The following is a 23987-nucleotide window of genomic DNA, read 5'->3' on the forward strand; positions in this document are numbered from 1 at the left end:
TTAAAAATGGAAAAATCTGTTTTTGTGTTGAGAATGACTGATTTTTTTCTTTTCGTACCGTTGAGGACAGGATAATGCTTGATAAAGCAGGCGGCTTCCTATGTGATTAGTTACGGCTAACCGACAGCACTGTAATTGACAACAAAGAGAAAATACACAGGGAGGACGCTATTTTTGAAGGGAAAGATGAAAAAGCTTACCTGCACTTTTAGCGCTTGTTTTTTGTTTTTCACTGTCTGTGCTGGGAAGCGGCAGCCCCAAAGTAAGCGCTAGGGAGCGCTCAGGGGAGGCTTTGGAGGAAACACGGTATACAAAGCGTGCGAAGCTTAAAAGCGAATATCAAAAGATTTATGATGCGGTCTATGACGGCATTGACCGCTTGGAAGAGGACTATGCCCCGGGCGCGGTTCTCTTCGATTTTTCGGGTGAGGATATTCTGTTTAATGAGGCCAATGGGGACACCATCTATATTCCGCTGGGCTCCATACTCAATGACCATCCGGAATTGGAATGGCTGTCGCCCGGCGCGCTGGAGCCGGTTGTCGATGCGGCCGCCGGTAAGCTGACGGGCATTCGCCTTAGAAGCGGCATGACCAATGCAAGAATAACGCCCCACCAGGACAAAAGCGTTTTCGACGCTGAAATGAAGGCAATGAATGCCAGAATTTCAGAAATCCTCTGTAATACGGAGGCCTTTAAAATTATATGCGACAGGCTGGGCATCCCCTGTGTTTTGCTTACGGGCATGCAGCACCAGTGGAATGCGGTGGAGCTGGACGGGAAATGGTATGCTGTGGATTGTACATGGGGCGACCAAACGGGAAGCGGCAGCCTCGCTTTTGTGCGGCACGACTATTTTCTGGTGGGCACTGAGACCAAGACGCTCGGGGGAACGTCAACCTACGGGCAGGGCCATATCACCTACAGCACGGTCAACATTCCGCGGCTCAACAGCAAGGGGCTTGCGCTGCTGAGCGGAGTATCCGGGGCTGATTCAATCTACGATGGGGATCCTCACGGCATATCCGGCGAGCCAGCGGCAACGCATGGCGGCTCAGAAGTAGGCGGGGATTTCAGCATTTCCTATTACAAACGCTTGCCCGGCAGGGCCTGGGAAAGCATAGGGACCTCTGCGCCTGTGGATGCGGGCAGCTACATGGCCCGTGTCAGCCTGCGTACAGCGAATATGAAGGGAAGCAGGCCTTCACCTATGAAATTACTCCGGCGGTATTATCCGGCGACGCCATTGTGATGGAGCTGTCGGATGCCCGATACAGCGGAACAGCCGTCACTAAGGAGGTGGCTATCACATACGGCGGGCGGGAGCTCAGGGAAGGAACGGACTATACGGTCGCCTACCGGGACAATGTAGCAGCCGGCACGGCTGAGATCAGCGTTACCTTTACGTCGCCGCTCAAATACGGCGCGGCGCAGATGAACACGCTGGACGAAAACGGGAAATTTGTGCCGTACACGGCGAAGCTGCCCGCAGACACGCCGGTACAGCCGGAGGATAATTGGAGCGAACCGGATGTCACCTGGTCGGAGAATGGCAAAACCTGCACGGCTGTGTTTACCAATACGGCTACCGGCGAGGTTAAGACGGTTACTGTCAACGCCGTGGGCAAGGTGACGAAGCCGGCCGGCAGCAACAACATGGGCGTGACCACTTATACCGCGACCATTGTCTTTAACGGGATGGAATATGTGTATACCAAGGATGTAACCGATGTCCCTGTAACGGACAGCCAGGGGGAGACCTCCACGCCCTCCGGGCAGGAGGAAGACGCGGCGGACGCGTCTCCGGAAGCCGGTGAAAACAGCACCGTGGTACTTTGGGCGGTACTGTTTACCGGTGGCGCGGGAATGCTGGCAGCCCTTTACGCCCGCAAAAAGTGTGTCGAATAATTAAGTAAGAGAAAATATCTCTTTTAAGAACGGTTTACATGCCCTTCGTGTATCCGTAAAGGCGCCCTGTCGAGCGGGCTGCTGTGGTTTTCCGCGGCAGCCCGCTCATTTTATTCAGAACGTTCCGCGGCGGAGGCGGCAGCGGAGCACGGCTTACTCACGATGGTAGAAAGGCATGCAGGGCGGGCCCGCGCCGCTATGCGGCAAAAAATAAAGACAGCCGTAAAAACAAGCGGTTAAAAGCCTCCTGCGTTAGCTTTTGATGCTGCGGCAGGAGGCTTTGTATGCCTGGAGGCACAGGCATGGCCTGTTGGAGCGGCCTGGCATGGGTAAAGGCTCTACGCTATTCAAGGCTGGATTCTCCTCTTCGGTTTTTGTCATAATAAATAGAAAAATGGAGTTAATACACAAAAAACATAAAATTATAAATAAATTTTCATATTGATTTTATAAATTTTGTTCGTTATAATGAAACTGAGAATAAAATTAACAGAATATTAGAGATTGAAAGAATAAAATTCTAAACCGGGCGATCCAATGCTCTGCTTTTTTAAGAGAAATCTTAAAATAAATTTTAGGAGGAATGATGATGAAAAAAACGCACAACCCAAGCCGAACCCGCAGGCCCCTGGCGATGCTGCTCGCCTGTTTGCTGCTGCTAATCCCCTTGGTGTTTACGGCGCCGGTTTCCGCAAACACCAAGAGCATGCGTGTCATTACCTTTAATATCAACGCGGACCGCGCCAACGGCAGCGTAGCGGGAATTTCCTCGTATATGCTGGGCTCCGGCGCGGACGTCATTGGGCTGCAGGAGGCCTCCTGGGCTGAGACCTCCATCACAGGCCCCAACGCACAGAAGGCAGGCGGTGAAATTGCAGAGGCGACCAAGGGCGTCTATTCCTGCTACACAGGCATTCCGGACCTGCCGTTCAAGGAGTACGGCTGGGGCTGGCGCAACCCGATCTTCTGGAAGACGAGCGAATACAACTGGATCACCGGGGGCAGCTACATGATTTCAGAGGTCAAGACGAATAAATTTTTGTGGGATGAGAACAGAATCCGCCAGGCAACCTCCGCGGACTATAATTCCATCGTGCCGAACCCCATCGCCGCGCCGGAGGGGCGCGCCGCGCGTATTGTCACCTGGGTGGTGCTGGAGGAAAAGTCCACCGGCAAGCGCTTTATTGTCGCCAACGGTCATATGCCGAACCCGCTGACAGGCCTGGCCTACCGGGGCACACAGATCTATTATGACCGGATGGCGGAGCTTCAGCGTGAATACAACCTGCCTATGATTTGCATGGGAGATTATAATACCACGAATCTTTCCCCCTTTACCAATAACGGATATACGACCGCCGCGGCTGACGGTGTGGACCGCATCCTGGTCAAGGGAGTCACTGCTCAGAGCTCCGTGGTAGACAGCGGCGTCAAGGCTGCCTTCAACAGCGACCACTCCGCCGTACACGCGGTTGTGAGCGTGCCGTAAGCAAGCTTCCGGGCGAGCTCGGAGCATTGGGGAAAACAATCAGTAAAAAGGGGGCCGGGTTTTTAAAACCCGGCCCCCTTTGCCATTCTGCCACGCCTGCGGGCGGGCCGTGGGCAGCCTATGCCCCCGCCGGTTCCCAGCCCTTGCAGACATCGACCCAGGCCTCGGGGTGTGCGTGCGTTTCGAGCTCCGCCAGGGTCAGCTCAATTACGCTGTTGCTGCTGCCGCAGGCGGCGACGACGCGCTCAAAGCGCCTGAGTGATGCATCGAGAAAAACGCGGACTCCGTCCCGAACGGCGAACGGGCAGACGCCGCCTACCGCGTGGCCGACCAGTGCAAGCGCTTCGTCCGGTGTGAGCATCTTTGCCTTGGCGGAAAATTGGGCCTTGTATTTGGAATTGTCGATCTTGGCATCGCCTGCGGCGACAATCAAAACCGGTTCGCCACCCACGGAAAAGGACAGCGTTTTGGCAATGCGCATCGGCTCACAGCCGACGGCCTGCGCCGCCAGCTCCACCGTTGCACTGGAAACGTCGAATTCCCGGATGCGTCCGTCCATTCCATATTGTTCAAAATAAGCTCTTACTGCTTCTGCCGACATATTGGTTCCTCCCTGTTTTGAACCACTGCCTCCGCCGGCGGTTTAAAACCCGGTGGAAACGGTGGAGATTCCTGTGTAGCCGGTCCCCGCAAAGGTGCACGGTACTGTTAAAATATTGTTCCTGAAAATCAATCAGCCGGGCAATCTCGGCTTCGGTGAAATCGGCGTCCACCGGCACAACCACCCATTTCTCTTCTACGTCGTCGCGGCGGTATACGACGGCGGCCAATACACCGGTAAATTGACGGACAGGTTCGTCGCTGCCGAGAATATAAGCATCCTGCTCTTCGCCGTCCGCTGCGATTACGCCGGGGACATAGCCGTAGTTGACCGGGTAAACAAGCCCTGGATGTGCTGGGTGTGTGCTGCCCAGCGGGCGGTCAACTATTACCGTAACGCTTCTTTTCAATGTGTCGCCTCCTTTTACCCGCAATTTCCCTTATTATAAAATAGGAGCGCGGTTTTGTAAATGACCAATCCGCCGCTGTCCGCTGGAGTTGAGCCTCTTCATTTTCCTGTCCGCCAAAGGTTGAACTGCCCGGTGTATTTTGCTATAATGCAGAGGAAAAATGATGATTCGTTTAGGAGAATAGAGGATGAAGGAATTGATTACAGCGGAACGCGCTCCCGCCATGCCGCAGCGGAACAGTATTCCCGAAGCGGCGGTGAAGACGGAAAAAGCCCCCCTGTGTTTGCCGGAGTGGAAGGTAGCGGGGATCTTCTCATCCCATATGGTGCTGCAGCGGGAGAGGCCCATTACCATCTGGGGCTGGAGCCGCCACACTGGCGCCGTGGTGACAGGGGTATGGGGAGAGGAGACCGTCTCCGCTGCGGTGGACGAGACTGGCAGGTTTGAGCTGGTCTTCCAGCCCCGGGCGGCCAGCTTTGCCCCTTCGCGGATGACCGTGGCATCGGCGTATGGCAGCGACACCTTTGAGGACGTCCTGTCCGGCGATGTGTGGGTGGTCGGCGGGCAGTCCAACGCGGAGCTGGCCCTGGCGCCGTGCCTGGGCGACACGCCGGAAATCGCACAGACCCTGCGGGAGGATCACCCCTTCCGCCTATTTACCCAAACGCAGGCTTATGCGGTGGAATGCAAGCAGTTCTACCACGAGCCCGCGCGGGATGTGATCAACCCCGAATGGCGCTGGCAGCGGCCCGGGCCAGAAGCGGCGAAAAGCTTTTCCGCCATTGGCTATTATTTTGCCCGCCTGCTGACGGAGCATGTTCCGGTGCCGGTGGGTGTCGTGATGATGTGCGCCGGCGGGGCCTGCCTGCGGGAGCTCATGCCCCTGGAGCTGGCGCATGAGCGGGGTTATACCGAGGGGGCGAATATGCCGGCCGGGGGCTATTACAATACCCTGATAGCGCCGCTGCTCGGCCTGCAGTTCAAGGGTCAGCTCTTTTTCCAGGGGGAAAGCGAGGGCATCTGGAAGGAGATGGCGCTTGCCTATGACGGCGACCTGGCCGCCTTTGTGGCGGATGAGCGGCAACGGTTCGGTTTCAATTTCAGCTTCTATAACGTGCAGCTCTCGTCCTATAGGGAGGAATGCGATGCGCATTTTCAGCATCTGTATTGGGTGCGCAGCCGGCAGCTGATGGCGCTGGAGCAGATCCCCAACTCCTACCTTGCCGTCAGCAGAGATTTGGGTTCCCGCCCGGAGGATGCCGATTTTGCCCATTCCCCGCATAAATATCCACTGGCCCAGCGGCTGGCTGCGCTTGCGCTTGCGGGCGATTACGGCGTGGGCGGCTTGGATGCGGCATATTCGCCGCTGCCGCTGAGCGCCGTACGGAGGGGCGGTGAGGCGGTAGTGACCTTCCGCTGTGTCAACGGCGGCCTCTCCACCCTGGACGCTGCGCCGCCGGCCGGCTTTTCCGTACTGGATGCTGCGGGCGCTCAAATACCGGTGCAAGCCCGGATTACCGCTTCAGATACGGTTTGCGTCCAGCTCCCGGAGGGCATGGATATTGCCGAGGTTCATTTCGCCATGACCAACATGGCCTATGCCGCGCAGGGGAACCTGTGCGGCGGGAGCGGACTGCCGGCGCCCGCCTTCGCGCTGCCGCTGCAGAACGACTGACCGGGCCGGCAGCTTGCCGGAAAACCGTTTTACCAAACCCAATGGTCGCCGGTCCGGTACAAAAAGAACGAAGTATGCGCAGGGTTTGAAAAATTTTCTAAATAACTCGCCGTAAATTTCAAATAGCCCTAGAATTCCTTGATTTTTTTTGCTATAATAGGGCAAGACACTGTACGAAAAGGTATGAAACCGTACTGCGGACATGCAGTGAAAATTTGTAGGAGGTTTGATTCATGAGCCACAAGTATGTTTACCTGTTCTCTGAAGGAAACAAGGACATGCGTGAGCTGCTGGGCGGCAAGGGCGCCAATCTGGCGGAAATGACCAGAGCCGGCATGCCAGTACCCCAGGGCTTTACCATTTCCACCGAGGCCTGTACCCAATATTACACGGACGGCCGCCAAATCAACGACGATATCCAGGCCGAGATCTATGAGTATCTCGGAAAGATGGAAGAGATCTGCGGCAAGAAGTTTGCCGACCCGGAAAACCCGCTGCTGGTTTCCGTGCGCTCCGGCGCGCGCGCTTCCATGCCCGGCATGATGGACACCATTCTGAACCTGGGCCTGAACGACGTTGTTGTCGAGGGCCTGGCCAAGTTTACCAATAACCCGCGTTTTGCCTACGACTCCTATCGCCGTTTTATCCAGATGTTCTCCGACGTTGTAATGGAGCTTTCCAAGAAGCGTTTTGAGGAGATTATCGACGCGAAGAAGGCGGAGAAGGGCGTTAAGATGGACACCGAGCTTGACACCGAGGATATGAAGGATCTGGTCAAGCGCTTCAAGGCCTTCTATAAAGAGGAAAAGGGCGAGGATTTCCCGAGCGAGCCGAAGGTACAGCTCATGGAAGCGGTTAAGGCCGTTTTCCGTTCCTGGGACAACCCCCGCGCCAACGTTTACCGCCGCATGAACGAGATCCCCTATGACTGGGGCACCGCCGTCAACGTACAGGCGATGGTCTTCGGCAACTCCGGCGACAAGTCCGGCACAGGCGTTGCCTTTACCAGAAACCCGGCTACCGGCGAGAAAGCGCTGTTCGGCGAGTACCTCATCAACGCGCAGGGCGAGGACGTTGTTGCCGGTGTGCGCACGCCGTCCCCCATCAGCCAGTTGAAGAACGACATGCCCGAGGTTTACCAGCAGTTCTCCGAGATTGCCGACCGTCTGGAGAAGCACTACAAGGATATGCAGGACATGGAGTTTACCATTGAAAACGGCAAGCTCTACATGCTGCAGACCCGTAACGGCAAGCGTACCGCTGCCGCTGCCTTGAAGGTTGCCGTCGACCTGGTCGACGAGGGCATGATCGACGAGGAAGAGGCTGTGCTCCGCGTTGAGCCCAAGCAGCTCGACTCCCTGCTCCACCCGCAGTTTGACGGCAATGCCGTCAAGAGCGCTAAGGTCATTGGCAAGGGCCTGGCCGCCTCTCCGGGAGCTGCCTGCGGCAAGGTTGTTTTCTCCGCTGAGGATGCCAAGGAGTGGCACGACCGCGGCGAGAAGATCGTCCTCGTTCGCCTGGAGACTTCTCCGGAGGACATTGAGGGTATGGTTGTTGCCGAGGGTATCCTGACCGTGCGCGGCGGCATGACCTCCCACGCGGCTGTTGTTGCACGCGGCATGGGCACCTGCTGTGTCTCCGGCTGCGGCGACATCGTTGTTGACTATGACAAGAAGCAGTTCACCCTGGGCGGCCTGACCATCAAGGAGGGCGATTACATCTCCATCGACGGTTCCACCGGCAATATCTATGCTGAGGCTATCCCCACGGTTGCGGCTTCTATTTCCGGCGACTTCGGCCGCTTCATGGCTTGGGCGGACAAGTACCGCAAGCTTGAGGTTTACACCAATGCCGACACGCCGCGCGACGCCAAGCAGGGCCGTTCCTTCGGCGCTCAGGGCATCGGCCTGTGCCGTACCGAGCACATGTTCTTTGAGGAAAGCAGAATCAAGGCTATGCGCGAGATGATTGTTGCGGACAACACCGAGGACCGCAAGAAGGCGCTTGCCAAGATTATGCCGTACCAGCAGGGCGACTTTGAGGGCCTGTACGAGGCCATGGAGGGCTGCCCGGTTACCATTCGTTTCCTCGACCCGCCGCTGCATGAGTTCCTGCCCACCAAGGAAGAGGACATTCAGGAAATTGCCGGCGAGCTGGGCATCACCGTTCAGCGCCTGCACGAGGTCATTGACAGCCTGCACGAGTTCAACCCGATGATGGGCCACCGTGGCTGCCGTCTGGCGGTTTCCTACCCGGAAATTGCCGAAATGCAGACCACCGCTGTCATTAATGCGGCTATCAATGTTACCAAGAAGGGCAAATACAATATTAAGCCGCTCATCATGATCCCGCTCGTGGGCGAGGTCAAGGAGCTGAAATATGTTAAGGACGTCGTTGTTGAGACGGCAGACCGCATTATCAAAGAGTCCGGCATCAGCATGGAGTACGAGGTTGGTACCATGATCGAGATTCCGCGCGCCGCCTTGACCGCGGATGAAATTGCGGAAGAGGCTGAGTTCTTCAGCTTCGGCACCAATGACCTGACCCAGATGACGTTCGGCTTCAGCCGCGACGACGCTGGCAAGTTCCTCGATTACTACTATGAGAAGAAGATTTACGAGTCCGATCCGTTCGCACACCTCGACCAGAAGGGTGTTGGCAAGCTGGTGAAGATGGCTGCCGAGCTGGGCCGCAAGACCCGTCCGGACATCCACCTCGGCATCTGCGGCGAGCACGGCGGCGACCCGACCTCTGTCGAGTTCTGCCATAACGTCGGCCTTAACTATGTTTCCTGCAGCCCGTTCCGTGTGCCGATTGCCCGCCTGGCAGCCGCACAGGCCGCTGTAAAGGAAAAGCGCGCAAAATAATAAAGCTGATTTAGGGCAAAGCCCGATAGCAAAATCATAATAGAAAAAATGACCTTGTGGAAGTAATTCCGCAGGGTCATTTTTTATGCTGAAAACCTTGTAAATACGGGATTTGTCGGGTAAATAGTGATTTCCTCGACTTTTCCACGATGATGAAAAACACAAATTTCAATGCCCTAAAAAGGTGAAATGGAGTTTACCCAATCGTAAAAGCTGGCTTAGGGCAACGGCCTTTTAGCAGCCACAGCAAAATAAAACGCAAAAAGGGCCTTGCCGGAGTACTCCAGCAAGGCCCTTTTGATGTTAAAACCGCAACGAGGCACGGTAAAGCCCCTGTGAGGCAGCTTATGTTTATTAGGGAAAAATATTACTCTTTAAAAAACTCCTCATAGTCAACATCGAAAATAATTTTCAATGCCTTGAGATCGTTTGCTTTAATATTTCTGCGCCCGGTTTCAATATTGGAGAGGGTATCTTCCGACATATAGCTTCCCATAAGTTGCAGCTTTGTCGTTACGTCTTTTTGAGTCAAATGTTTGGATTTTCTAATGGATTTTATATTTTTACCTAAGGGAATATTACGAATAATCCATTGCTCCATCTTTTTAAACCTCAACTCGATTTATTTATAGTACAAGCTATTGATAAATGGAGGAGAATAGTCTATTATATATGCTAAAGGTGAACAAGACGGCAAATGCAGCCGCTGCCCGCATACCCGTCGGTTTTTCTTGGAGGGGTAAAGCTCTTTTGTGTCGGTGTGCCCTAGTAAATAATCAATACTGGTGCCGTAATGATCGGCGAGCCGTATCAGAACACTGGTAGGAATATCATTCTCCCCGGCCTCATCTTTTGAGTAGCCGGTTCGGGGCATATCCAATATTTTTACAATTTAGCCTATAACAGGTTGAACTACGATAAAACAAAAAGCACGGGATCTATTCCTTAAAAAATTCCTCATAGTCAACATCGAAAATAATTTTCAACGCCTTGAGGTCGCTTGCTTTAATGTTTCTGCGCCCGGTTTCAATATTGGCAAGGGTACTGCGGGACATGATGCTACCCATTAATTGAAGCTTAGTGGTAACATCCTTTTGGCTCATCTGCTTTGCCATTCTGATATTTTGGATATTCCTCCCAAGGGGAATGTCTGTGATAACCCACTGCATCATATTCCCTCCCCTCGTTTAAACTAAAGCAAATACCTACTTTTACTCATTATTATTATATTGAATTAAAATGATAAGAGCTGTTTCCAGATAGAAACAATCGTTGTATGGTTTCTAGTAGTTTTACAAGTACATTTAGATGTAGAAAAGTAAACCAATATTAGACATTACATAGTGTTGAGGAGTGTATTTTATGATGGAACCGAGTGAGAATTGTCTGCAAAAGGGGGAGCTGGCTCGATTGCTTCCGCAGCGCCTCCGTAACCTGCGCATTTTATATGGCGTGACGCAGCGGGAGATTTCCGGCGTCTTGAACGTTTCCAGGTCTAGTTACACCTACTATGAGCTTGGGTACACGCAGCCGCCCTTGCAGGTGCTGTGCGCCATGGCGGCTTATTACCATGTGACGGTGGGGTACTTTTGGGCCAAGAGCCCATCAACCGTGAACACCGCTTTTATAATTTGCTCAAATAGCCGTGCTTATTCCGCGCAGGGGGCACAACGCCCCGGCCCCCGCGCGCCCAAACGCCGAAAAAACCGTTTTCATCGTCCCAAATCAAAAACAGCGGGAACAATCCGCCGCATGGTGGATTGTTCCCGCTGTTTCCTTCCCAAAACAACACTTGACTTTATAGCAAAAAAAATTTATAATAAAAAGGCTAAAATAGCTGTTTATGCCCTCATAGTTAAATGGATATAACAAGCCCCTCCTAAGGGCTAGTTGTAGGTTCGATTCCTACTGGGGGTGCCACGTCGGAACGAGTTACGCTCGTTCCGATTTTTTGTTTCACAAAATCGTCCGCCGCTTCACTGTTCTTCCTTTTCCGCAAAAGGTCGCGCTCGGCTCACCTGCTCGGTTGTAAACGCCCTCGCAACGGCTTGCTGCCGCTGCCAACCTTTTGCGGGCGTCTTTTTTGTCTCTTGGCGGGAAAATAAGCCCTGAAACCATGGAGAACCACCGGTTATTTTATTATTTTTTCAAAAACCAGCTCCGCTCTTTCATAGGGCCATTCCGATCTATTCAGCGGAATTTCCTTGAATCCATATTTTTGGTAGATATGCAGGGCGGGCTTTATAAAATACTTCCGGTTACAAGTACAATCTTTTTGGCTCTGTTTTCGATGGCATGGCTTAAGCAGGCCTCAAAAACAGCGCTCCCAGCGCCTGTACCGGTGTACTGTCCGGCGGCAGCCAGCTTGCATATTTCCCAGACGCCATTTCCGTGCGGCTCTATCATACAGGCTGCTAAAACAGCCTCATCCTGTACCGCAAAATATAGTATTTGTTAATTTTGCATGTAATATCTTTTGAGCGCTTATACTTTCTTTTATCGGGCTATTCTGTCCTGAAACACGGCAAGCCCCCAGATTATTTAATGTAGGAGAGGAGGACAAAAGCAAGCGGTGAAGCGTCTCATTAAATGAGCAAGCATTTTTTATTGTGAAGAGGAGGATTGTAAACGCATGAAGGAAAAGGGCAAAGAAAAAACACCCTATACATCCTGGAAGGGCGTAGGTTATGCGTTAACCGAGCTCTGGCGGTTCGACCGCCGGCTATTCCTGCTATGCCTGCTGCGCATTCCGGTGCTGGTACTTTTGCCGTTCAGCACCGTTTACCTTTCTAAGCTGGTGGTACAGCTGGTAACAGAAGGCGCTCAGGTCCCGCGGATGCTGGCCAGCGTCGGCTTGCTGGTACTCGGCATGGTGCTGCTTAACGTATTCAGCAACTATGCCGCCCTGGTCAGCAAGGGGCGCGCAGAACTTTTTGAAACCAAGTTTTATTACAAGGTTTTTGATAAGGTCATGGATACAGATTATGAGAACGTAGAGAGCTTTGAAGGCCAGACCAAACGAGAAAGGGCCTTTCCACAGAATTACTCCGGCGTAGGGGTCGGCCTGAGCAATATCCCCGAGTCGTTGGTGGTTATTGCCTCGTGTGTATTTGGCTTCGTGTTCTACGGCGTTATCTTAGCGGCACTGAACCCATTCATTACATTGCTTCTGATTGCCATTACGGCCGTCAACTATTTTGCGTTGACCCATGTGCGCAAATACGAGGCCGCCTACCTGGAGCGGCGCTCTGTCTATGAACGGCGGCTTAACTACATCCAATACCACGGCCTGGATGCCCAAAACGGCAAAGACATCCGCCTGTACCGCATGCTGCCCTGGTTCCGCCAGCTTTTTAAAGAGGCCTTGGCGGCACGGGACCGCGAGGTCTGGCTATTCGTGGCCCGGCAAATCCTTGCCAACGTGCTCAACCACAGCCTGGTTTTTATCCGGGACGGACTGGCCTATGCCTATTTAATCTACTTGGTGCTCAGCGGCCAGATGCAAGTTGACGACTTCATCCTTTATTTCGGCCTGATCTCCGGCTTCTCCACCTGGATTGTCAGCCTAATAGACAATTTCAACTGGCTGGCGCGCAGCGGACTCATTGCCAGCAACATTCATGAATACCTGGAGATGCCCGACTATTTGAACCGTGGCCCCGGCGCGGATTTGCCGCAAGGCCGGGACCTGCCCTGCGCCCTGGAATTTAAAGACGTCTGCTTCCGCTACCCCGGCGCAGAACAGCCGGTGTTCGAGCATTTACAGCTTACGGTAAAGCCGGGAGAAAAGCTGGCAATTGTCGGCGTCAACGGCGCGGGTAAAACCACGCTGGTCAAGCTTTTATGCGGCCTCTACCGCCCCACGCACGGCGATGTACTGGTCAACGGCAAAAAGACGGAGGAATACAACCGCGACGAGTACTACACGCTGTTTTCCACCGCTTTTCAGGACGTACACCTGCTGCCCATGAGCATAGCCAAAAATGTAGCCATGTGTCCGGAAGAACAAATTGACCGTGAACGGGTTTGGGACTGCCTGCGCAAGGCCGGGCTGGCGGAACGCGTCCGCGGCTGGAAGGACGGTCTGGACACAAACCTCGTCAAAGGCGTGCAGGACGATGCGGTCGACCTCTCGGGCGGCGAGCAGCAGAAGCTGATCTTCGCCCGGGCACTGTACCGGGATGCGCCGGTGCTGGTGCTTGACGAGCCCACCGCAGCGCTGGATCCCATTGCCGAAAATCAGCTGTATTTACAGTACAGCGAGCTGGCACAGGACAAAACCTCTATCTTCATCTCACACCGGCTTTCCAGCACTCGTTTCTGCGACCGCATCGTCTTTATTGAAAATGGTAAAATCACCGAGATGGGCACCCACGACGAGCTCATGGCGCAAGGCGGCGGATATGCAAAAATGTTTGAGATCCAGAGCTATTACTATAAGAAAAAAGGGCAGCGCGCCCCGCTGGCAGAGGAGGGAGCATAATGCGGCAGAAAAATAAGCGGCAGGGTGAAAAGCACAGCTGGCGCCGGGATTTTCAGATTTTAGGCAGGGGAATCCGTTTTGTCGGCCGCCTGGAGCCCAGAATGATCCCCATCGGCATTATTAAAGCGCTTTGTCCGGCACTGTCACCATTTGTCAGCATCATTATGACCTCACAAATTCTGAACACACTGCTCACCACTCGCGACGTTCAAACGCTGGCGGCCCAAGTGCTGATTACAATTGGCCTGAACTGGTTTTTTTCCAGCCTCGCAGACTGGTCTGTCAATTACCGGAATGTGCTGATTCTCTCCATGGCGCGAAAACAATGGATGCAGCTGAGCACGAAGATGATGGAAATGGATTACCAGACGGCGGAGAACCCACAAACCCACCTGCTCTACCAGCAGATTTGGGACCGCTGCGTGTACATGGGCCGCGACCTGTGGGGTGTGGTGGAAAAAATTGAAAGCTTGATTCAGGGCCTGATCAGCGTCGTGGTTTCCATCGGCATCACCGCAGCGCTGTTTATCTCCGTCCCCACCGCGGAAAATGCGAGCCCCTTTACCAGGGTGATGGCCTCGCCCTACCTCTCGGCGGCGCTGCTGGCGCTTGTCGTGCTGTCCGTTGTGGCGTCAGTTATGTTCAGCCTGCGGCAGAACAAGGCCGTCATCAAGATGTCGGCGGATAAGGAGTTCAGCCGGGGAAACCGCATTTTCGACTACTACATCAACCATTTGCAGGATTATAAAACCGGCAAGGATGTCCGCCTCTATCATCAGAGAACCCTGATCCGTGAGGAATTTAACCGTTCGTATAACGGCGTCAGCAAAAAACTAATTGCCCTGTGCCGCTGCAATGGGCGGTTTGAGTCCCTGCGCTCAGCCGTATCCGTCACTGTCTCTGGGCTGGTCTATCTGTTCGTGGGCTGCAAGGCGCTGGCGGGACTGCTCTCTGTGGGCAACATCGTCCAGTACACTGGCGGCGTCACCCAGTTTATTTCCGGCTTTTCCATGCTGATGACCCAGCTTGCCGATTTAAAAATGATGTCAAAGGATTTTGAATTTTATTTCGACTATCTGGACCGCAAAAATGTACTGCCGCACGGCGACCGCTGCATCAAAAGCACAGCGGACGGGCGGCATGAGCTGGAGTTCCGGGACGTCTCCTTCCGCTACCCCGGCAGCGAAAACTGGGTGCTGCGCCATGTCAACCTGAAGCTGGCCGCGGGCGAGCGTCTGGCGGTGGTCGGGGTCAACGGCTCCGGCAAGACGACCATGATAAAGCTCCTGTGCCGGCTGTACGACCCGGTCGAGGGCCAGATATTGCTTGACGGCGTTGATATCCGCGAATACGACTATGAAGCCTACCAAAATCTGTTCTCTGTGGTGTTCCAGGACTTCAAGCTCTTTGCCCTGGAGGTCGCGCAGAACATCGCGGCAGATGTGGATTACGACCCCGCGCGCGTGGAGGAGGCCCTGCGCCAGGCCGGGCTCTGGGAGCGGGTCCAGGCCATGGAAAAGGGCATCGAAACGCCGGTCTACAAGGAATATTATGCGGACGGCGTGGAAATCTCCGGCGGCGAGGCCCAGAAGCTCGCCATCGCGCGGGCGCTGTACCGCCAGGCCGCCTTTGTCATTCTGGATGAGCCGACGGCCGCTCTGGACCCTATCTCCGAATTCGAAATCTACTCCCGCTTTGACAGCATGGTCGGGGAGCGGACAGCGGTGTACATCTCGCACCGGCTCTCCAGCTGCCGCTTCTGCCGCCGCATTGTAGTGTTTGACAACGGCGAAGTCATCCAGTCCGGCAGCCACGAGGAACTGCTGCAGGACGAGGGCGGCAAGTATTACCAGCTGTGGACGGCTCAGGCTCAATATTATGATGAGGAGTCTCAGGGCGAGCCCGACGGCCTCGGTATGGCGGCGGCTTCTGAGCCCTCCTGAAAAAGTTCTTGCTGATCTGCCGGTATTTTTACAGCATCCTCCACGGCAGAGCCAAAGGGGCAAAACAGCAAAATCCGGGCCGGGGGAAGACGGATGTCTTCCCCCGGCCCGGATTTCCTATTGACAGGGGCAGCCCTCGCCGCCGCGGTTCAGGGGGCTTCACGGGGCCATGCGCTATACCCAGCCGCTAAAACGCCTACCGCCACTGCGCGATGGTCTCCACCAGTGCCCGCAGGTTTTCAAATGGGAAGCCATTGTCCGCCTCCACATAAAACCACGAACCGCCGTCCATCATTTTAAACGTCTCAAATTCGCGCAGGACCAGCTCGCGGACATCTGCAGGCGTGCCAAAGGTCATGGTATTGGCCCGGTCGGTATGAATGGCGACAGCCAGGCCCAGCGAACGGCAGGTGTCCGCCAGCTGCTTCATGTCATAGGCCGGCAGCTGGGGCCAGATGGAGGTGGCGCCGACCTCGCGCAGGTCCTCCAGGATGGGCTCGATTTTGCCGCAGCTGTGAAAATGGATATCCAGCCCCGCCTTAACCGCTGGTGCAAACAGCTCCTTCAGGCGCGGCTTGAAAAAGCGCCGCCAGGTTTCCGGGCTGAGCAGCATGCTTTTTTCCGCGCCGTAATCGTCTCCAAACTGGATGCCGTCCGCACCGGCGGCAATGGCCTGCTCAATGGCAACCGCATTGTAGGCGCAGATTTTATCCGCCAGGCGGTTGATTGCAGGGTCGTCCAGCTCTATGCCGCAGTAGACCTCATCGTCCGGCAGCAGCTGCCGCAGGCGCTCAATCAGGCTATGGGCGTTAACCAGCGTGTAATACTCCCCCTGGTTTCTACACACCGCCTGCTGGGCCTCCACGCTCCGGCGCAGCGGATCCGGCAGTGTATAGCGGTCGATCTCCTCCAGCACCGGGATGGGGTATTGCTTTGGAATGCCGGCAATACCATAGATGCGGTACTCCCACAGCGTTCCCCACTCATCCTTCTTAAAAGCGTGGTAGGAGCCGTCGGGGTCGTAATCGCCGGGGCCGGGGCCGCAGGGCTCGTGCCGGTAAAAGGGTTCAAAATCCCCGGGGAGCGTTGCATACAGGTCGTTTAATTTTTCTCCGTGCTCAAAATAGCCGACGGGCGTATAATAGTACTGAAGCGGCGCCTTGTCCACCGGGCGGTAGCGCATGGCGGCCTTAACGCGTTCACGTGGTGTCATCCGGGATTCCCTCCTGTATTCCTCATCTCTGCATAATGTTCCATGCCAAATATTCTGCTACAGTGATTATAGCGTATTTGCCGCCGTTTTGCACAATTTTTTTATGCAGGGAATTTATGTACCGGTTTCGTCCCACAATTTATGCTATACTGGCACTGTCCCCTCTTGAGGGCCGCCGTACCGCACAGGCAGGCTCCAATCCGCCTGGGGAAAATACCGCGCCTAATACAAACCCATGATCTTACAGGAGGCAGCTTATGATAGAAATCCATGGAAAATACAGCACCGCCAGGGTTTATACAGACACGCTTGAGCCGTCGGCCGAGGGGCAGATTCAGGCCATCTGCGACCAACCGTTCGCCCAGGGGAGCCGAATCCGCATTATGCCCGATGTACACGCCGGAAAAGGGTGCGCCATCGGCACGACTATGACCGTTACCGACAAGGTTGTGCCGAATATGGTCGGCGTGGATATCGGCTGCGGAATGCTGACGGTGAAGCTAAAGGAAAAACGCCTGAACCTTCCGTCGCTCGACAGCTTTATACACCAGAACATCCCCTGTGGCAGAGCGGTGCGGAAGCGCCCGCACCGCAGCCATGGGCGGATCGATGCCACTGCGCTCCGCTGCGCAAAAAGGCTTGACATGCGGCGTACCATCGAAAGCCTCGGAACCCTGGGCGGAGGCAACCACTTCATTGAGGTAGACAGGGACGAAGAAAATTTTTACCTCATTATCCATACTGGCAGCCGTAACCCCGGGCTGCGCGTGGCGGAATATTACCAGGAACGGGCCTATCAATCGCTGGGCGGAAAGGCGCAGGCGGAGGTCCCCTATGAATTGGCGTATCTTACCGGGCAGGAGCTTCAGGACTACCTGCACGACATGGAGCTCATGCAGCGCTTTGCCGGCCTCAACCGCCAGATTATCAAGGAGGTCATCCTGGACGGCATGAAGCTCCACGAGGAGGGCAGCTTTTCTACCATTCATAACTATATTGATTTTACCTCCGGGATTCTCCGCAAGGGCGCTGTTTCGGCCAAAGCGGGAGAAAAGCTGCTCATCCCGCTCAACATGCGGGACGGGAGCCTGATCTGCACGGGACTTGGCAATCCCGACTGGAATTTCAGCGCGCCCCACGGCGCCGGGCGGCGAATGAGCCGTAAGGATGCGCTGAACGCCTTTACGGTTTCTGCTTTTCGAAAAGAGATGGCGGGCATTTTCACCACCAGCGTGTCGCCGGAGACACTGGACGAATGCCCCATGGCTTATAAGCCGGCAGACGAGCTTTTATCCCACCTAGCCGGTACAGTTAAGGTCGAAGCCCGTCTTCGGCCGGTTTACAATTTTAAGGCGGGGGAATTTTCCGGCGGAAATCAGCGGTGAGGACACGGCGAACCCGGGGACGCGCCCGCCCCTGGAGCAGTAACGGAGGGCGGCGCTTCATGCGTGGGCCGGTCAAGCTTGCAGGCTTGCCGCCATTGGGCAGCCGCATTGATTAAAACGGTTGTTTCCGCCCATCCTTTGTGGTACAATGGCAGCAAAGCGGAGCTTCTCAGCAAAACCTCCCCCTGCGCAAGGCGCGGCGGGGGCTGCCGGAACGGACAGCCGAGGGGTGAGTTTTAAATGACCACGTCGTGGAGGTGCTCAATTTAATGGACAATCTCGAGCCGAAAAAGCTGGCCCTAATCCGCATCCTACAGATTTTTGAGAAGTACAGCGACTGCGATCACCCGCTGACACAGGAGGACATTGCCCGGCGCCTTGAACAGGAATACGGCATCAACATTGAGCGCAAGGCCGTCAGCCGGAACATCTCTCTGCTGAAGGAGGCCGGGATCGGCATCGAATCCCGCCGGGCGGGCAGCTACCTGGACAGCCGCCGGTTCGAGAGCGCCGAGCTCCGCATGCTCATCGACGGGGTGCTGTGCAGCAAATATATTACAGCCAAGCATTCCGCCGACTTAATAGACCGTCTGTGCGGCCTGTCCAACCAATATTTTCGCTCTCACGTAAAGAACATCTATTCGGTAAACGAGTGGTGCAAAACAGAAAACCAGGCCCTGTTTTATAATATTGAAATCATTGACGACGCCATTGAGCTGGGCAAACAAATTACTTTTGACTACAACAAATACGGGCTGGATAAAAAGCTGCACAAGTCCGCGTTCCATACCGCCTCCCCCTACCAGCTTCTTCTCCATAACCAGCGCTATTATTTAATGGCGCGCAATGAACGCTGGAAAGACGTCGCTTTCTACCGCCTCGACCGAATTACCAGCATCAAGCTGACCGGACGGCCGCTTGTGCCCCTGCAATCGGTAAAGGGGTATGAAACCGGCGTGGACTACCGGGAGCTGTCCACCGGCCTGCCGTATATGTTCAACGACAAACCCCAGCCGGTGGAGCTGATAGCCGACGGCTGCATTATTGACCAGGTGATCGACTGGTTCGGCACGGACATCAGCCTGCGGCCGCTGGACGGCGGCAGGGTCATGGTGAGCCTAAGGGCCAGCCTGCAGGCAATGGAGCACTGGGCAACGCAGTATATCAACCATGTGGAGGTCATTGCGCCAAAGGAATTGCGGGACAAAATAACCGAGAGCCTTCAGCATGCCGTAAAAAAATATTTGGGGGAGCAGCGCCATGAATGAGTTAAAATCCTTAAATGCCATTTTTGATGGCAAGCTTTTCAGGATTCCTGATTACCAACGCGGATATGCCTGGCAGCAAAAGCAGCTGACAGATTTTTGGAACGACCTGTTAAACCTGCCAAACGACGGCAGAGCGCACTACACCAAGGAGTGGACGGGCCGGGCAATTTATGAAAGGAGCCAAGAGCTGCTGCGCTTTCTGTCAACACGTTGGAATTGCAAATTAAGCGAAGAGCAAATAAAAGAGCTGGCGTTTGTTTCCTTCGTTGAGGACGAACGGCAAGTCCCCTCCGCGTTAAGCTGATAAAACCGGCAAAGCTTCCCGCCCATACCGGCGGGAAGCTTTTTGCTGCCAGGGCTTTTGCGGCAAAATTGTTTAATTGAGCTTTCCCCACCGTTATCCTCCCAAAAATGGTACATAAGATCTGTTATAGTATTACCAGAAAGTAAGTAACCCCATCCATGCGCATCAATTTGAGGGAGGGAAACGTTATGCTGTTTTATAAGATAGAAGCAACCATCGACACCGCAAAGGCCCTGCCCGTCCCCACGGACCGGCAGGAATACCGCGCCTTTGCGGGGACCCTGGCTGAAAAAAGCGAATCCTACTATCAGAACCAGGCACAGAGCTATTACTTGTTTGCCGCCGCTTCCAAGGAAAAAAGCATCACCTTCGGCGCTATCTTCAAGGAGGCGGCCGACGTTCGCAAAGCCTTTCTCGCCTATCTGAAACGCCTGGGTTATGCGGCTTTAGACTGCAAAATTGAGGAAATCACCTTCCATGCAGCCAGAACCCTGCTTCAAACCGCCGACCGGGGCTACTTTATTGAAGACGAAGACGAAGTCCTGAGTTTTTTTGAAATCGAATGCCTCGGCAACCACTATGGACATGTCGATTACAGCGAGGCCCTGTTGGCGGAACCGGAATCCAGAGAAACGCTGCTGCACACGGCCAAATGCCTGCTGGCGGAGGAATCCCTGTCGCCGGAGATCGAGCGGATCTATGCCGGCCGGCCGGCGCGCCGCGTGCAAGGGCACCCCGTCCACTACCTTCTGCGCTGCGACGGCCGCGAAACCTGTAAATCCATCTACAAAGTCCTGCTGGCCGCCCTCTATGCCAACGGGCGAATTCAAAGCCGGCGCTATTGCCTGGTAACCTTTGATGACGAGAGCAGCACACCGGACGAAACCTATGAGGCGCTTTATAAAAGCTGCGAGTCCGGCGCCGTTATCATCCGCTATGAGGCAAACGCCGGGCCCGGCGGCAGCCATGCACGGCCCGGCGGGGATGTTATCGCCGCGCTCTGCGATGTAGCCGTAAAATACCGCAACCGGGTGCTGACCATCCTCTGCCTGCCCGCCGAATGCAGCAACATAAAAGAAGCCTTTCTTGAGAACCTGGGCTGCACCTCCCTGATTGAGCTGTATGAGGACGTGGTCTATGAGAAGGAGGCTGTCCTTTACCTTCACCGGCTGGCCGGACAGCATAAAATCCGCGCGGATAAGCGGCTGGACGCCGCCGTCGAAAACACGGGGAAGGGCTTCAGAGCGGTGGATCTCAATCGGATTTTCGACGAATGGTACGACAGAAAGCTGCGCACCGCCGTCTATCCCCAGTACCGGGAAGCACAGACCGTCAAGGCCAATCTTCAGAAGGCCAAGCCCAAAGGGAGCGCCATTGAAGAGCTGAACCGGATGATTGGGCTGAAGGAGGCCAAAAACGTAATTACAAAAGCCCTGAATTATTCCAAGGTGCAAAAGCTCTATAAGGATAAGGGAATCCTTATGGATAGACCGGCCATGCACATGGTGTTCACCGGCAACCCCGGCACCGCCAAAACCACCGTCGCCCGTTTGTTTGCCGAAATTATGAAGGACAACGGCCTGCTGTCCAAGGGCGACCTGTACGAGGTAGGGCGCAGCGAACTAGTCGGCAAATATGTGGGTTGGACGGCGCAGATCGTCAAGCAAAAGTTCCAGGCGGCACAGGGCAGCGTCCTTTTTATTGACGAGGCCTATTCACTGGTAGACGATAAGGCGGGGCTGTACGGCGACGAGGCCATCAACACCATTGTGCAGGAGATGGAGAACCACCGGGATGATATGGTGGTCATCTTCGCGGGATATCCGGATAAAATGGAGCAGTTTCTAAACAGGAACCCGGGCCTGCGCTCCCGAATTGCTTTCCATGTTCCGTTCGAGGACTACAGCGCCGGGGAGCTGGCGGACATTGCCGAGCTGATTGCCCAAAGCAAGGGCCTGCATTTTGCCGATGCAGCCCGCCAAAGGCTGCGCACCGTTCTGGAGGAAGCCCGCACCCTCCCCGATTTTGGAAACGGACGCTATGTGCGCAATCTGGTGGAAGCAGCCAAGATGGAGCAAGCCGTCCGCCTTGCCGGCATGGAATACGACGCAGTGAATGCCAGCACCCTGTCCACTCTGCTGGAGGAGAATATTCCCCTGCCGCCCAAAAGGAAAACGCCGCCGGTGAGAAGGATTGGCTTTTGAAAGCCTCGGAGCAGCGCCGGGCCGCTGCTGTAAAGAGCGCCGGGCCGCTGGGTTCGTCCGGAATTTTATACCCGATTATCCGAAAAAAGCATTTATCGCGGCACGCGTTTACTCCGCGCAAATGGGCCCCGAACCGAGGCAAGCCTATAAAAGAACCATTTTCAAATACTGCTGTCGCCGGCAATATATTTTATCCTTTCTTTCTCGTTAAGAAAGCCCCCATGATTGCGCCAATAAAGATAAGCGGCCCTATTCTGACAAACAGCCATTCAAATGAATGAACCGCTACTCCGAGAACCGCGGTTTCAGGGCTGCTGTAATCCCACCTCAGATAGGGGCTATTTATTAAAATTAGAACCGCGGACATGATTACTATAACCGTACATAACGAGATAAACAGCCCATGAAGAATTTTTCTCCTCGTATTTTTCCTTTGTGCCAGCTGCAAATTTATCACCTCCAATTTTTCAGAAATCGTCCTTAAGCTGTCGGCCTCCGTTTCAACAACCGTTTCGCCAAGCAATTTGCTTACGGGTGTTTCCAGCGCTTCGGATATGGCAATTAGCATATCAGAGTCAGGAACCGACAAGCCTTGCTCCCATTTTGAGATTGTCTGCCGCACAACATTCAATTTAACGGCAAGCTCTTGCTGCGAGAGCCCTTTTAATTTTCTGATTGCCTTTATATTCTCGTTCAACATAAAAACCCTCCTTCCGGTTTTCTAACCGTATTGTATGAAAAATTATCCGTTGCCACAAGCAACGGATAATAACATTTAAGCCTTCAAGCAATAAAATGAACGCTTTTTATCTTCTTTTTTTAATAAGCCCGGCGCTGCCGCGGCTCTTTTGCCGGTTCCATCTGTCTTGCGCGGCAAATACCGCTTGCGGCCCAGGCTATATGGGGCGCGGGCTACGCCCGAAACGCAATTTCCCCGCGGCAGACCACCAGCCGGATGTCCATGTTTTCGTCCAATGCGACGATATCGGCATATTTCCCCGGCTCCAGGGATCCGGTTTGGTGGTCCTCGTGGATCTGGCGGGCCGGGTTGATGGTGGCGGATTTTATCACCTGCCGGAAGGGGACGCCATAGGAGAGCAAATTTTTAACCTCCTGGTGCATATTGGTCGTAGAGCCGGCAATTGTCCCGCCGGCCAGCCGGGCCAGGCCGCCCCGCACCTGCACATTTTGTCCGCCCAGGTCATAGTCGCCGTCCTTCATACCGGCGGCGCGCATGGCATCGCTGATGATGACGGTGCGGTCTTCACCGAGTACCCGGAAGGTGATGCGCAGCACTGCCGGGTCAATATGAAAACCGTCGCAAATCAGTTCCGCGCTGACGGCGGGCGTGTCAAAAACCGCCCCCACAACGCCCGGCGCACGGTGGTTGAAGCCGCTCATCGCGTTATAAAGATGTGTGGCATGTGTGACGCCCCAGGCAAACGACTGCTTCGCCTGCGCAAAATCCGCCTCGGTATGCGCAATGGAGACGGTGCAGAGCCGGCTCGCATTGCGGATCAGCTCCTCCGCCCCCTCGCACTCCGGCGCAACATCCAGCAATTTGATAATGCCGCCGCAGCCCTCGTAATAATCCCGGAAAGCCCGCCAGTCCGGCGTACGGATATATTCCCCCTTCTGCGCGCCTTTGCGGTGAATGGAGAGATAGGGGCCCTCCATATTGACTCCGGCAATCCGTGCGCCGGGCCCGGGATGCTCCATGCAGTCCCGGACATTATCCAGCGCCGCACGGATTTCTTCACTGGAGACCGTCATGGTGGTAGGGCAGAACGAGGTGACCCCCTTGGTAGCCAGGTAAGCCGCCACCCGCTTCAGCCCCTCCCGGCTGGCATCGCAGGTGTCCACCCCTATGCTGGCATGAATATGGATATCGACAAAGCCGGGTACGAGCGTACAGCCGGAAAGGTCGACGGCTTCGCCGCCGGTATTCATGCGGCCCTGAAGGTTCGGGGCAATTTCAGCGATGCGCTCGCCGCTGGTAGCCAGGTCGGCCCGGACCGGCTCAAAACAGGAATTCAGAACGGTCGCGTTTTTTAAAATCATATTCGGTCTCCTTTCATTGAGCAAGCCTGATTTATCCGGCCTATTTTCTCAACCTCATTATAAAGAGATTTTCCGCCGGATGCAAGCGAGAGCCTCCATCCCTTTTGCCGGTACCGTCCCCGGCCGGACAAAGGGCCGCATCAAAAACGCCGCGAACCGTGGTCCGCGGCGAAGCTT

20 protein-coding genes and 1 tRNA gene are annotated in these 23987 nt (G+C 54.8%); 13 read left to right on the top strand and 8 right to left on the bottom strand.

What is annotated here, in order from left to right:
* Window positions 1–292: 292 nt before the first annotated feature.
* The 3 genes from DPQ25_RS04590 (at window position 293) to DPQ25_RS04605 (ending at window position 3397) form a co-directional block, all read left to right on the top strand.
* The gene (locus DPQ25_RS04590) at window positions 293–1252 is read left to right on the top strand and encodes a hypothetical protein (RefSeq protein WP_112331958.1); all 960 of its coding nucleotides are present in this window, start codon (window positions 293–295) and stop codon (window positions 1250–1252) included.
* Window positions 1249–1908, top strand: a complete 660-nt coding sequence (locus DPQ25_RS04595; protein ID WP_146740527.1) for a hypothetical protein — start codon at window positions 1249–1251, stop codon at window positions 1906–1908. The genes DPQ25_RS04590 and DPQ25_RS04595 overlap by 4 nt, the downstream gene beginning before the upstream one ends.
* 589 nt (window positions 1909–2497) lie before the next feature.
* Window positions 2498–3397, top strand: a complete 900-nt coding sequence (locus DPQ25_RS04605) for an endonuclease/exonuclease/phosphatase family protein (RefSeq protein ID WP_177576837.1) — start codon at window positions 2498–2500, stop codon at window positions 3395–3397.
* A gap of 118 nt (window positions 3398–3515) precedes the next feature.
* Here the strand turns inward: DPQ25_RS04605 and DPQ25_RS04610 are convergent, their stop codons facing one another.
* The gene (locus tag DPQ25_RS04610) at window positions 3516–3998 is read right to left on the bottom strand and encodes a YbaK/EbsC family protein (protein WP_112331962.1); all 483 of its coding nucleotides are present in this window, start codon (window positions 3996–3998) and stop codon (window positions 3516–3518) included.
* Window positions 3967–4407 carry an inorganic diphosphatase gene (locus DPQ25_RS04615; RefSeq protein ID WP_330409833.1) on the bottom strand — a complete coding sequence of 147 codons (441 nt, stop codon included), beginning with the start codon at window positions 4405–4407 and terminating at the stop codon, window positions 3967–3969. The genes DPQ25_RS04610 and DPQ25_RS04615 overlap by 32 nt, the downstream gene beginning before the upstream one ends.
* A 187-nt stretch (window positions 4408–4594) precedes the next feature.
* Between DPQ25_RS04615 and DPQ25_RS04620 the strand changes: the two genes are divergently transcribed.
* On the top strand, window positions 4595–6082 hold the full coding sequence (locus tag DPQ25_RS04620; RefSeq protein WP_112331963.1) for a sialate O-acetylesterase: 1488 nt from the start codon (window positions 4595–4597) through the stop codon (window positions 6080–6082).
* A gap of 233 nt (window positions 6083–6315) precedes the next feature.
* Window positions 6316–8949 carry a pyruvate, phosphate dikinase gene (gene ppdK, locus DPQ25_RS04625; RefSeq protein ID WP_112331964.1) on the top strand — a complete coding sequence of 878 codons (2634 nt, stop codon included), beginning with the start codon at window positions 6316–6318 and terminating at the stop codon, window positions 8947–8949.
* Between the two features lie 367 nt (window positions 8950–9316).
* On the opposite strand, the gene DPQ25_RS04630 is transcribed toward ppdK, so the two are convergent.
* Window positions 9317–9550, bottom strand: a complete 234-nt coding sequence (locus DPQ25_RS04630; protein ID WP_112331965.1) for a helix-turn-helix domain-containing protein — start codon at window positions 9548–9550, stop codon at window positions 9317–9319.
* A 337-nt stretch (window positions 9551–9887) separates the two neighbouring features.
* Window positions 9888–10118 carry a helix-turn-helix domain-containing protein gene (locus tag DPQ25_RS04640; RefSeq protein ID WP_112331966.1) on the bottom strand — a complete coding sequence of 77 codons (231 nt, stop codon included), beginning with the start codon at window positions 10116–10118 and terminating at the stop codon, window positions 9888–9890.
* Between the two features lie 193 nt (window positions 10119–10311).
* Between DPQ25_RS04640 and DPQ25_RS04645 the strand changes: the two genes are divergently transcribed.
* Together DPQ25_RS04645 and DPQ25_RS04650 are read left to right on the top strand one after the other, a co-directional pair.
* Complete coding sequence (locus DPQ25_RS04645) at window positions 10312–10818, top strand: helix-turn-helix domain-containing protein (protein WP_112331967.1); 507 nt, start codon at window positions 10312–10314, stop codon at window positions 10816–10818.
* Window positions 10795–10869: transfer RNA gene (locus tag DPQ25_RS04650), tRNA-Arg, on the top strand. Before DPQ25_RS04645 ends, DPQ25_RS04650 begins: the two co-directional genes overlap by 24 nt.
* Window positions 10870–11190: 321 nt before the next feature.
* Here DPQ25_RS04650 and DPQ25_RS15295 read toward each other — a convergent pair.
* Window positions 11191–11400 carry a GNAT family N-acetyltransferase gene (locus DPQ25_RS15295; RefSeq protein WP_407928150.1) on the bottom strand — a complete coding sequence of 70 codons (210 nt, stop codon included), beginning with the start codon at window positions 11398–11400 and terminating at the stop codon, window positions 11191–11193.
* A gap of 181 nt (window positions 11401–11581) precedes the next feature.
* Between DPQ25_RS15295 and DPQ25_RS04660 the strand changes: the two genes are divergently transcribed.
* Both DPQ25_RS04660 and DPQ25_RS04665 read left to right on the top strand, forming a co-directional pair.
* The gene (locus DPQ25_RS04660; RefSeq protein ID WP_112331969.1) at window positions 11582–13432 is read left to right on the top strand and encodes an ABC transporter ATP-binding protein; all 1851 of its coding nucleotides are present in this window, start codon (window positions 11582–11584) and stop codon (window positions 13430–13432) included.
* Entirely contained in the window at window positions 13432–15375 is a 1944-nt protein-coding gene (locus DPQ25_RS04665) for an ABC transporter ATP-binding protein (protein WP_112331970.1), read from the top strand. The genes DPQ25_RS04660 and DPQ25_RS04665 overlap by 1 nt, the downstream gene beginning before the upstream one ends.
* A 196-nt stretch (window positions 15376–15571) precedes the next feature.
* Here the strand turns inward: DPQ25_RS04665 and DPQ25_RS04670 are convergent, their stop codons facing one another.
* Window positions 15572–16588, bottom strand: a complete 1017-nt coding sequence (locus tag DPQ25_RS04670; protein ID WP_112331971.1) for a uroporphyrinogen decarboxylase family protein — start codon at window positions 16586–16588, stop codon at window positions 15572–15574.
* Between the two features lie 257 nt (window positions 16589–16845).
* On the opposite strand from DPQ25_RS04670, the gene DPQ25_RS04675 reads away from it, so the two are divergent.
* From DPQ25_RS04675 to DPQ25_RS04690, 4 genes are all read left to right on the top strand, one after another.
* Complete coding sequence (locus tag DPQ25_RS04675; RefSeq protein ID WP_112331972.1) at window positions 16846–17973, top strand: RtcB family protein; 1128 nt, start codon at window positions 16846–16848, stop codon at window positions 17971–17973.
* 269 nt (window positions 17974–18242) lie between these two features.
* Window positions 18243–19241, top strand: coding sequence for a helix-turn-helix transcriptional regulator (locus DPQ25_RS04680; RefSeq protein ID WP_112331973.1), 999 nt, complete (start codon window positions 18243–18245; stop codon window positions 19239–19241).
* On the top strand, window positions 19234–19545 hold the full coding sequence (locus DPQ25_RS04685; protein WP_112331974.1) for a GmrSD restriction endonuclease domain-containing protein: 312 nt from the start codon (window positions 19234–19236) through the stop codon (window positions 19543–19545). The genes DPQ25_RS04680 and DPQ25_RS04685 overlap by 8 nt, the downstream gene beginning before the upstream one ends.
* A 188-nt stretch (window positions 19546–19733) precedes the next feature.
* Window positions 19734–21749 (top strand): AAA family ATPase, encoded by a 2016-nt coding sequence (locus DPQ25_RS04690; protein WP_177576838.1) that lies wholly within the window; start codon window positions 19734–19736, stop codon window positions 21747–21749.
* Window positions 21750–21939: 190 nt separating this feature from the next.
* On the opposite strand, the gene DPQ25_RS04700 is transcribed toward DPQ25_RS04690, so the two are convergent.
* On the bottom strand, window positions 21940–22449 hold the full coding sequence (locus tag DPQ25_RS04700; RefSeq protein ID WP_112331977.1) for a helix-turn-helix domain-containing protein: 510 nt from the start codon (window positions 22447–22449) through the stop codon (window positions 21940–21942).
* A gap of 212 nt (window positions 22450–22661) precedes the next feature.
* A complete protein-coding gene (gene nagA, locus DPQ25_RS04705) occupies window positions 22662–23810 on the bottom strand; it encodes an N-acetylglucosamine-6-phosphate deacetylase (RefSeq protein WP_112331978.1) in 1149 nt (382 codons plus the stop codon).
* Window positions 23811–23987 lie beyond the last annotated feature (177 nt).

This window comes from Hydrogeniiclostridium mannosilyticum (genome assembly GCF_003268275.1).
Lineage (GTDB): Bacteria > Bacillota > Clostridia > Oscillospirales > Acutalibacteraceae > Hydrogeniiclostridium > Hydrogeniiclostridium mannosilyticum.

Coding starts and splice junctions, on each gene's coding strand:
- DPQ25_RS04605 (WP_177576837.1), top strand. CDS start 2,498: ATGAAAAAAACGCACAACCCAAGCCGAACCCGCAGGCCCCTGGCGATG.
- DPQ25_RS04610 (WP_112331962.1), bottom strand. CDS start 3,998: ATGTCGGCAGAAGCAGTAAGAGCTTATTTTGAACAATATGGAATGGAC.
- DPQ25_RS04620 (WP_112331963.1), top strand. CDS start 4,595: ATGAAGGAATTGATTACAGCGGAACGCGCTCCCGCCATGCCGCAGCGG.
- ppdK (WP_112331964.1), top strand. CDS start 6,316: ATGAGCCACAAGTATGTTTACCTGTTCTCTGAAGGAAACAAGGACATG.
- DPQ25_RS04630 (WP_112331965.1), bottom strand. CDS start 9,550: ATGGAGCAATGGATTATTCGTAATATTCCCTTAGGTAAAAATATAAAA.
- DPQ25_RS04640 (WP_112331966.1), bottom strand. CDS start 10,118: ATGCAGTGGGTTATCACAGACATTCCCCTTGGGAGGAATATCCAAAAT.
- DPQ25_RS04645 (WP_112331967.1), top strand. CDS start 10,312: ATGATGGAACCGAGTGAGAATTGTCTGCAAAAGGGGGAGCTGGCTCGA.
- DPQ25_RS04660 (WP_112331969.1), top strand. CDS start 11,582: ATGAAGGAAAAGGGCAAAGAAAAAACACCCTATACATCCTGGAAGGGC.
- DPQ25_RS04665 (WP_112331970.1), top strand. CDS start 13,432: ATGCGGCAGAAAAATAAGCGGCAGGGTGAAAAGCACAGCTGGCGCCGG.
- DPQ25_RS04670 (WP_112331971.1), bottom strand. CDS start 16,588: ATGACACCACGTGAACGCGTTAAGGCCGCCATGCGCTACCGCCCGGTG.
- DPQ25_RS04675 (WP_112331972.1), top strand. CDS start 16,846: ATGATAGAAATCCATGGAAAATACAGCACCGCCAGGGTTTATACAGAC.
- DPQ25_RS04680 (WP_112331973.1), top strand. CDS start 18,243: ATGGACAATCTCGAGCCGAAAAAGCTGGCCCTAATCCGCATCCTACAG.
- DPQ25_RS04685 (WP_112331974.1), top strand. CDS start 19,234: ATGAATGAGTTAAAATCCTTAAATGCCATTTTTGATGGCAAGCTTTTC.
- DPQ25_RS04690 (WP_177576838.1), top strand. CDS start 19,734: ATGCTGTTTTATAAGATAGAAGCAACCATCGACACCGCAAAGGCCCTG.
- DPQ25_RS04700 (WP_112331977.1), bottom strand. CDS start 22,449: ATGTTGAACGAGAATATAAAGGCAATCAGAAAATTAAAAGGGCTCTCG.
- nagA (WP_112331978.1), bottom strand. CDS start 23,810: ATGATTTTAAAAAACGCGACCGTTCTGAATTCCTGTTTTGAGCCGGTC.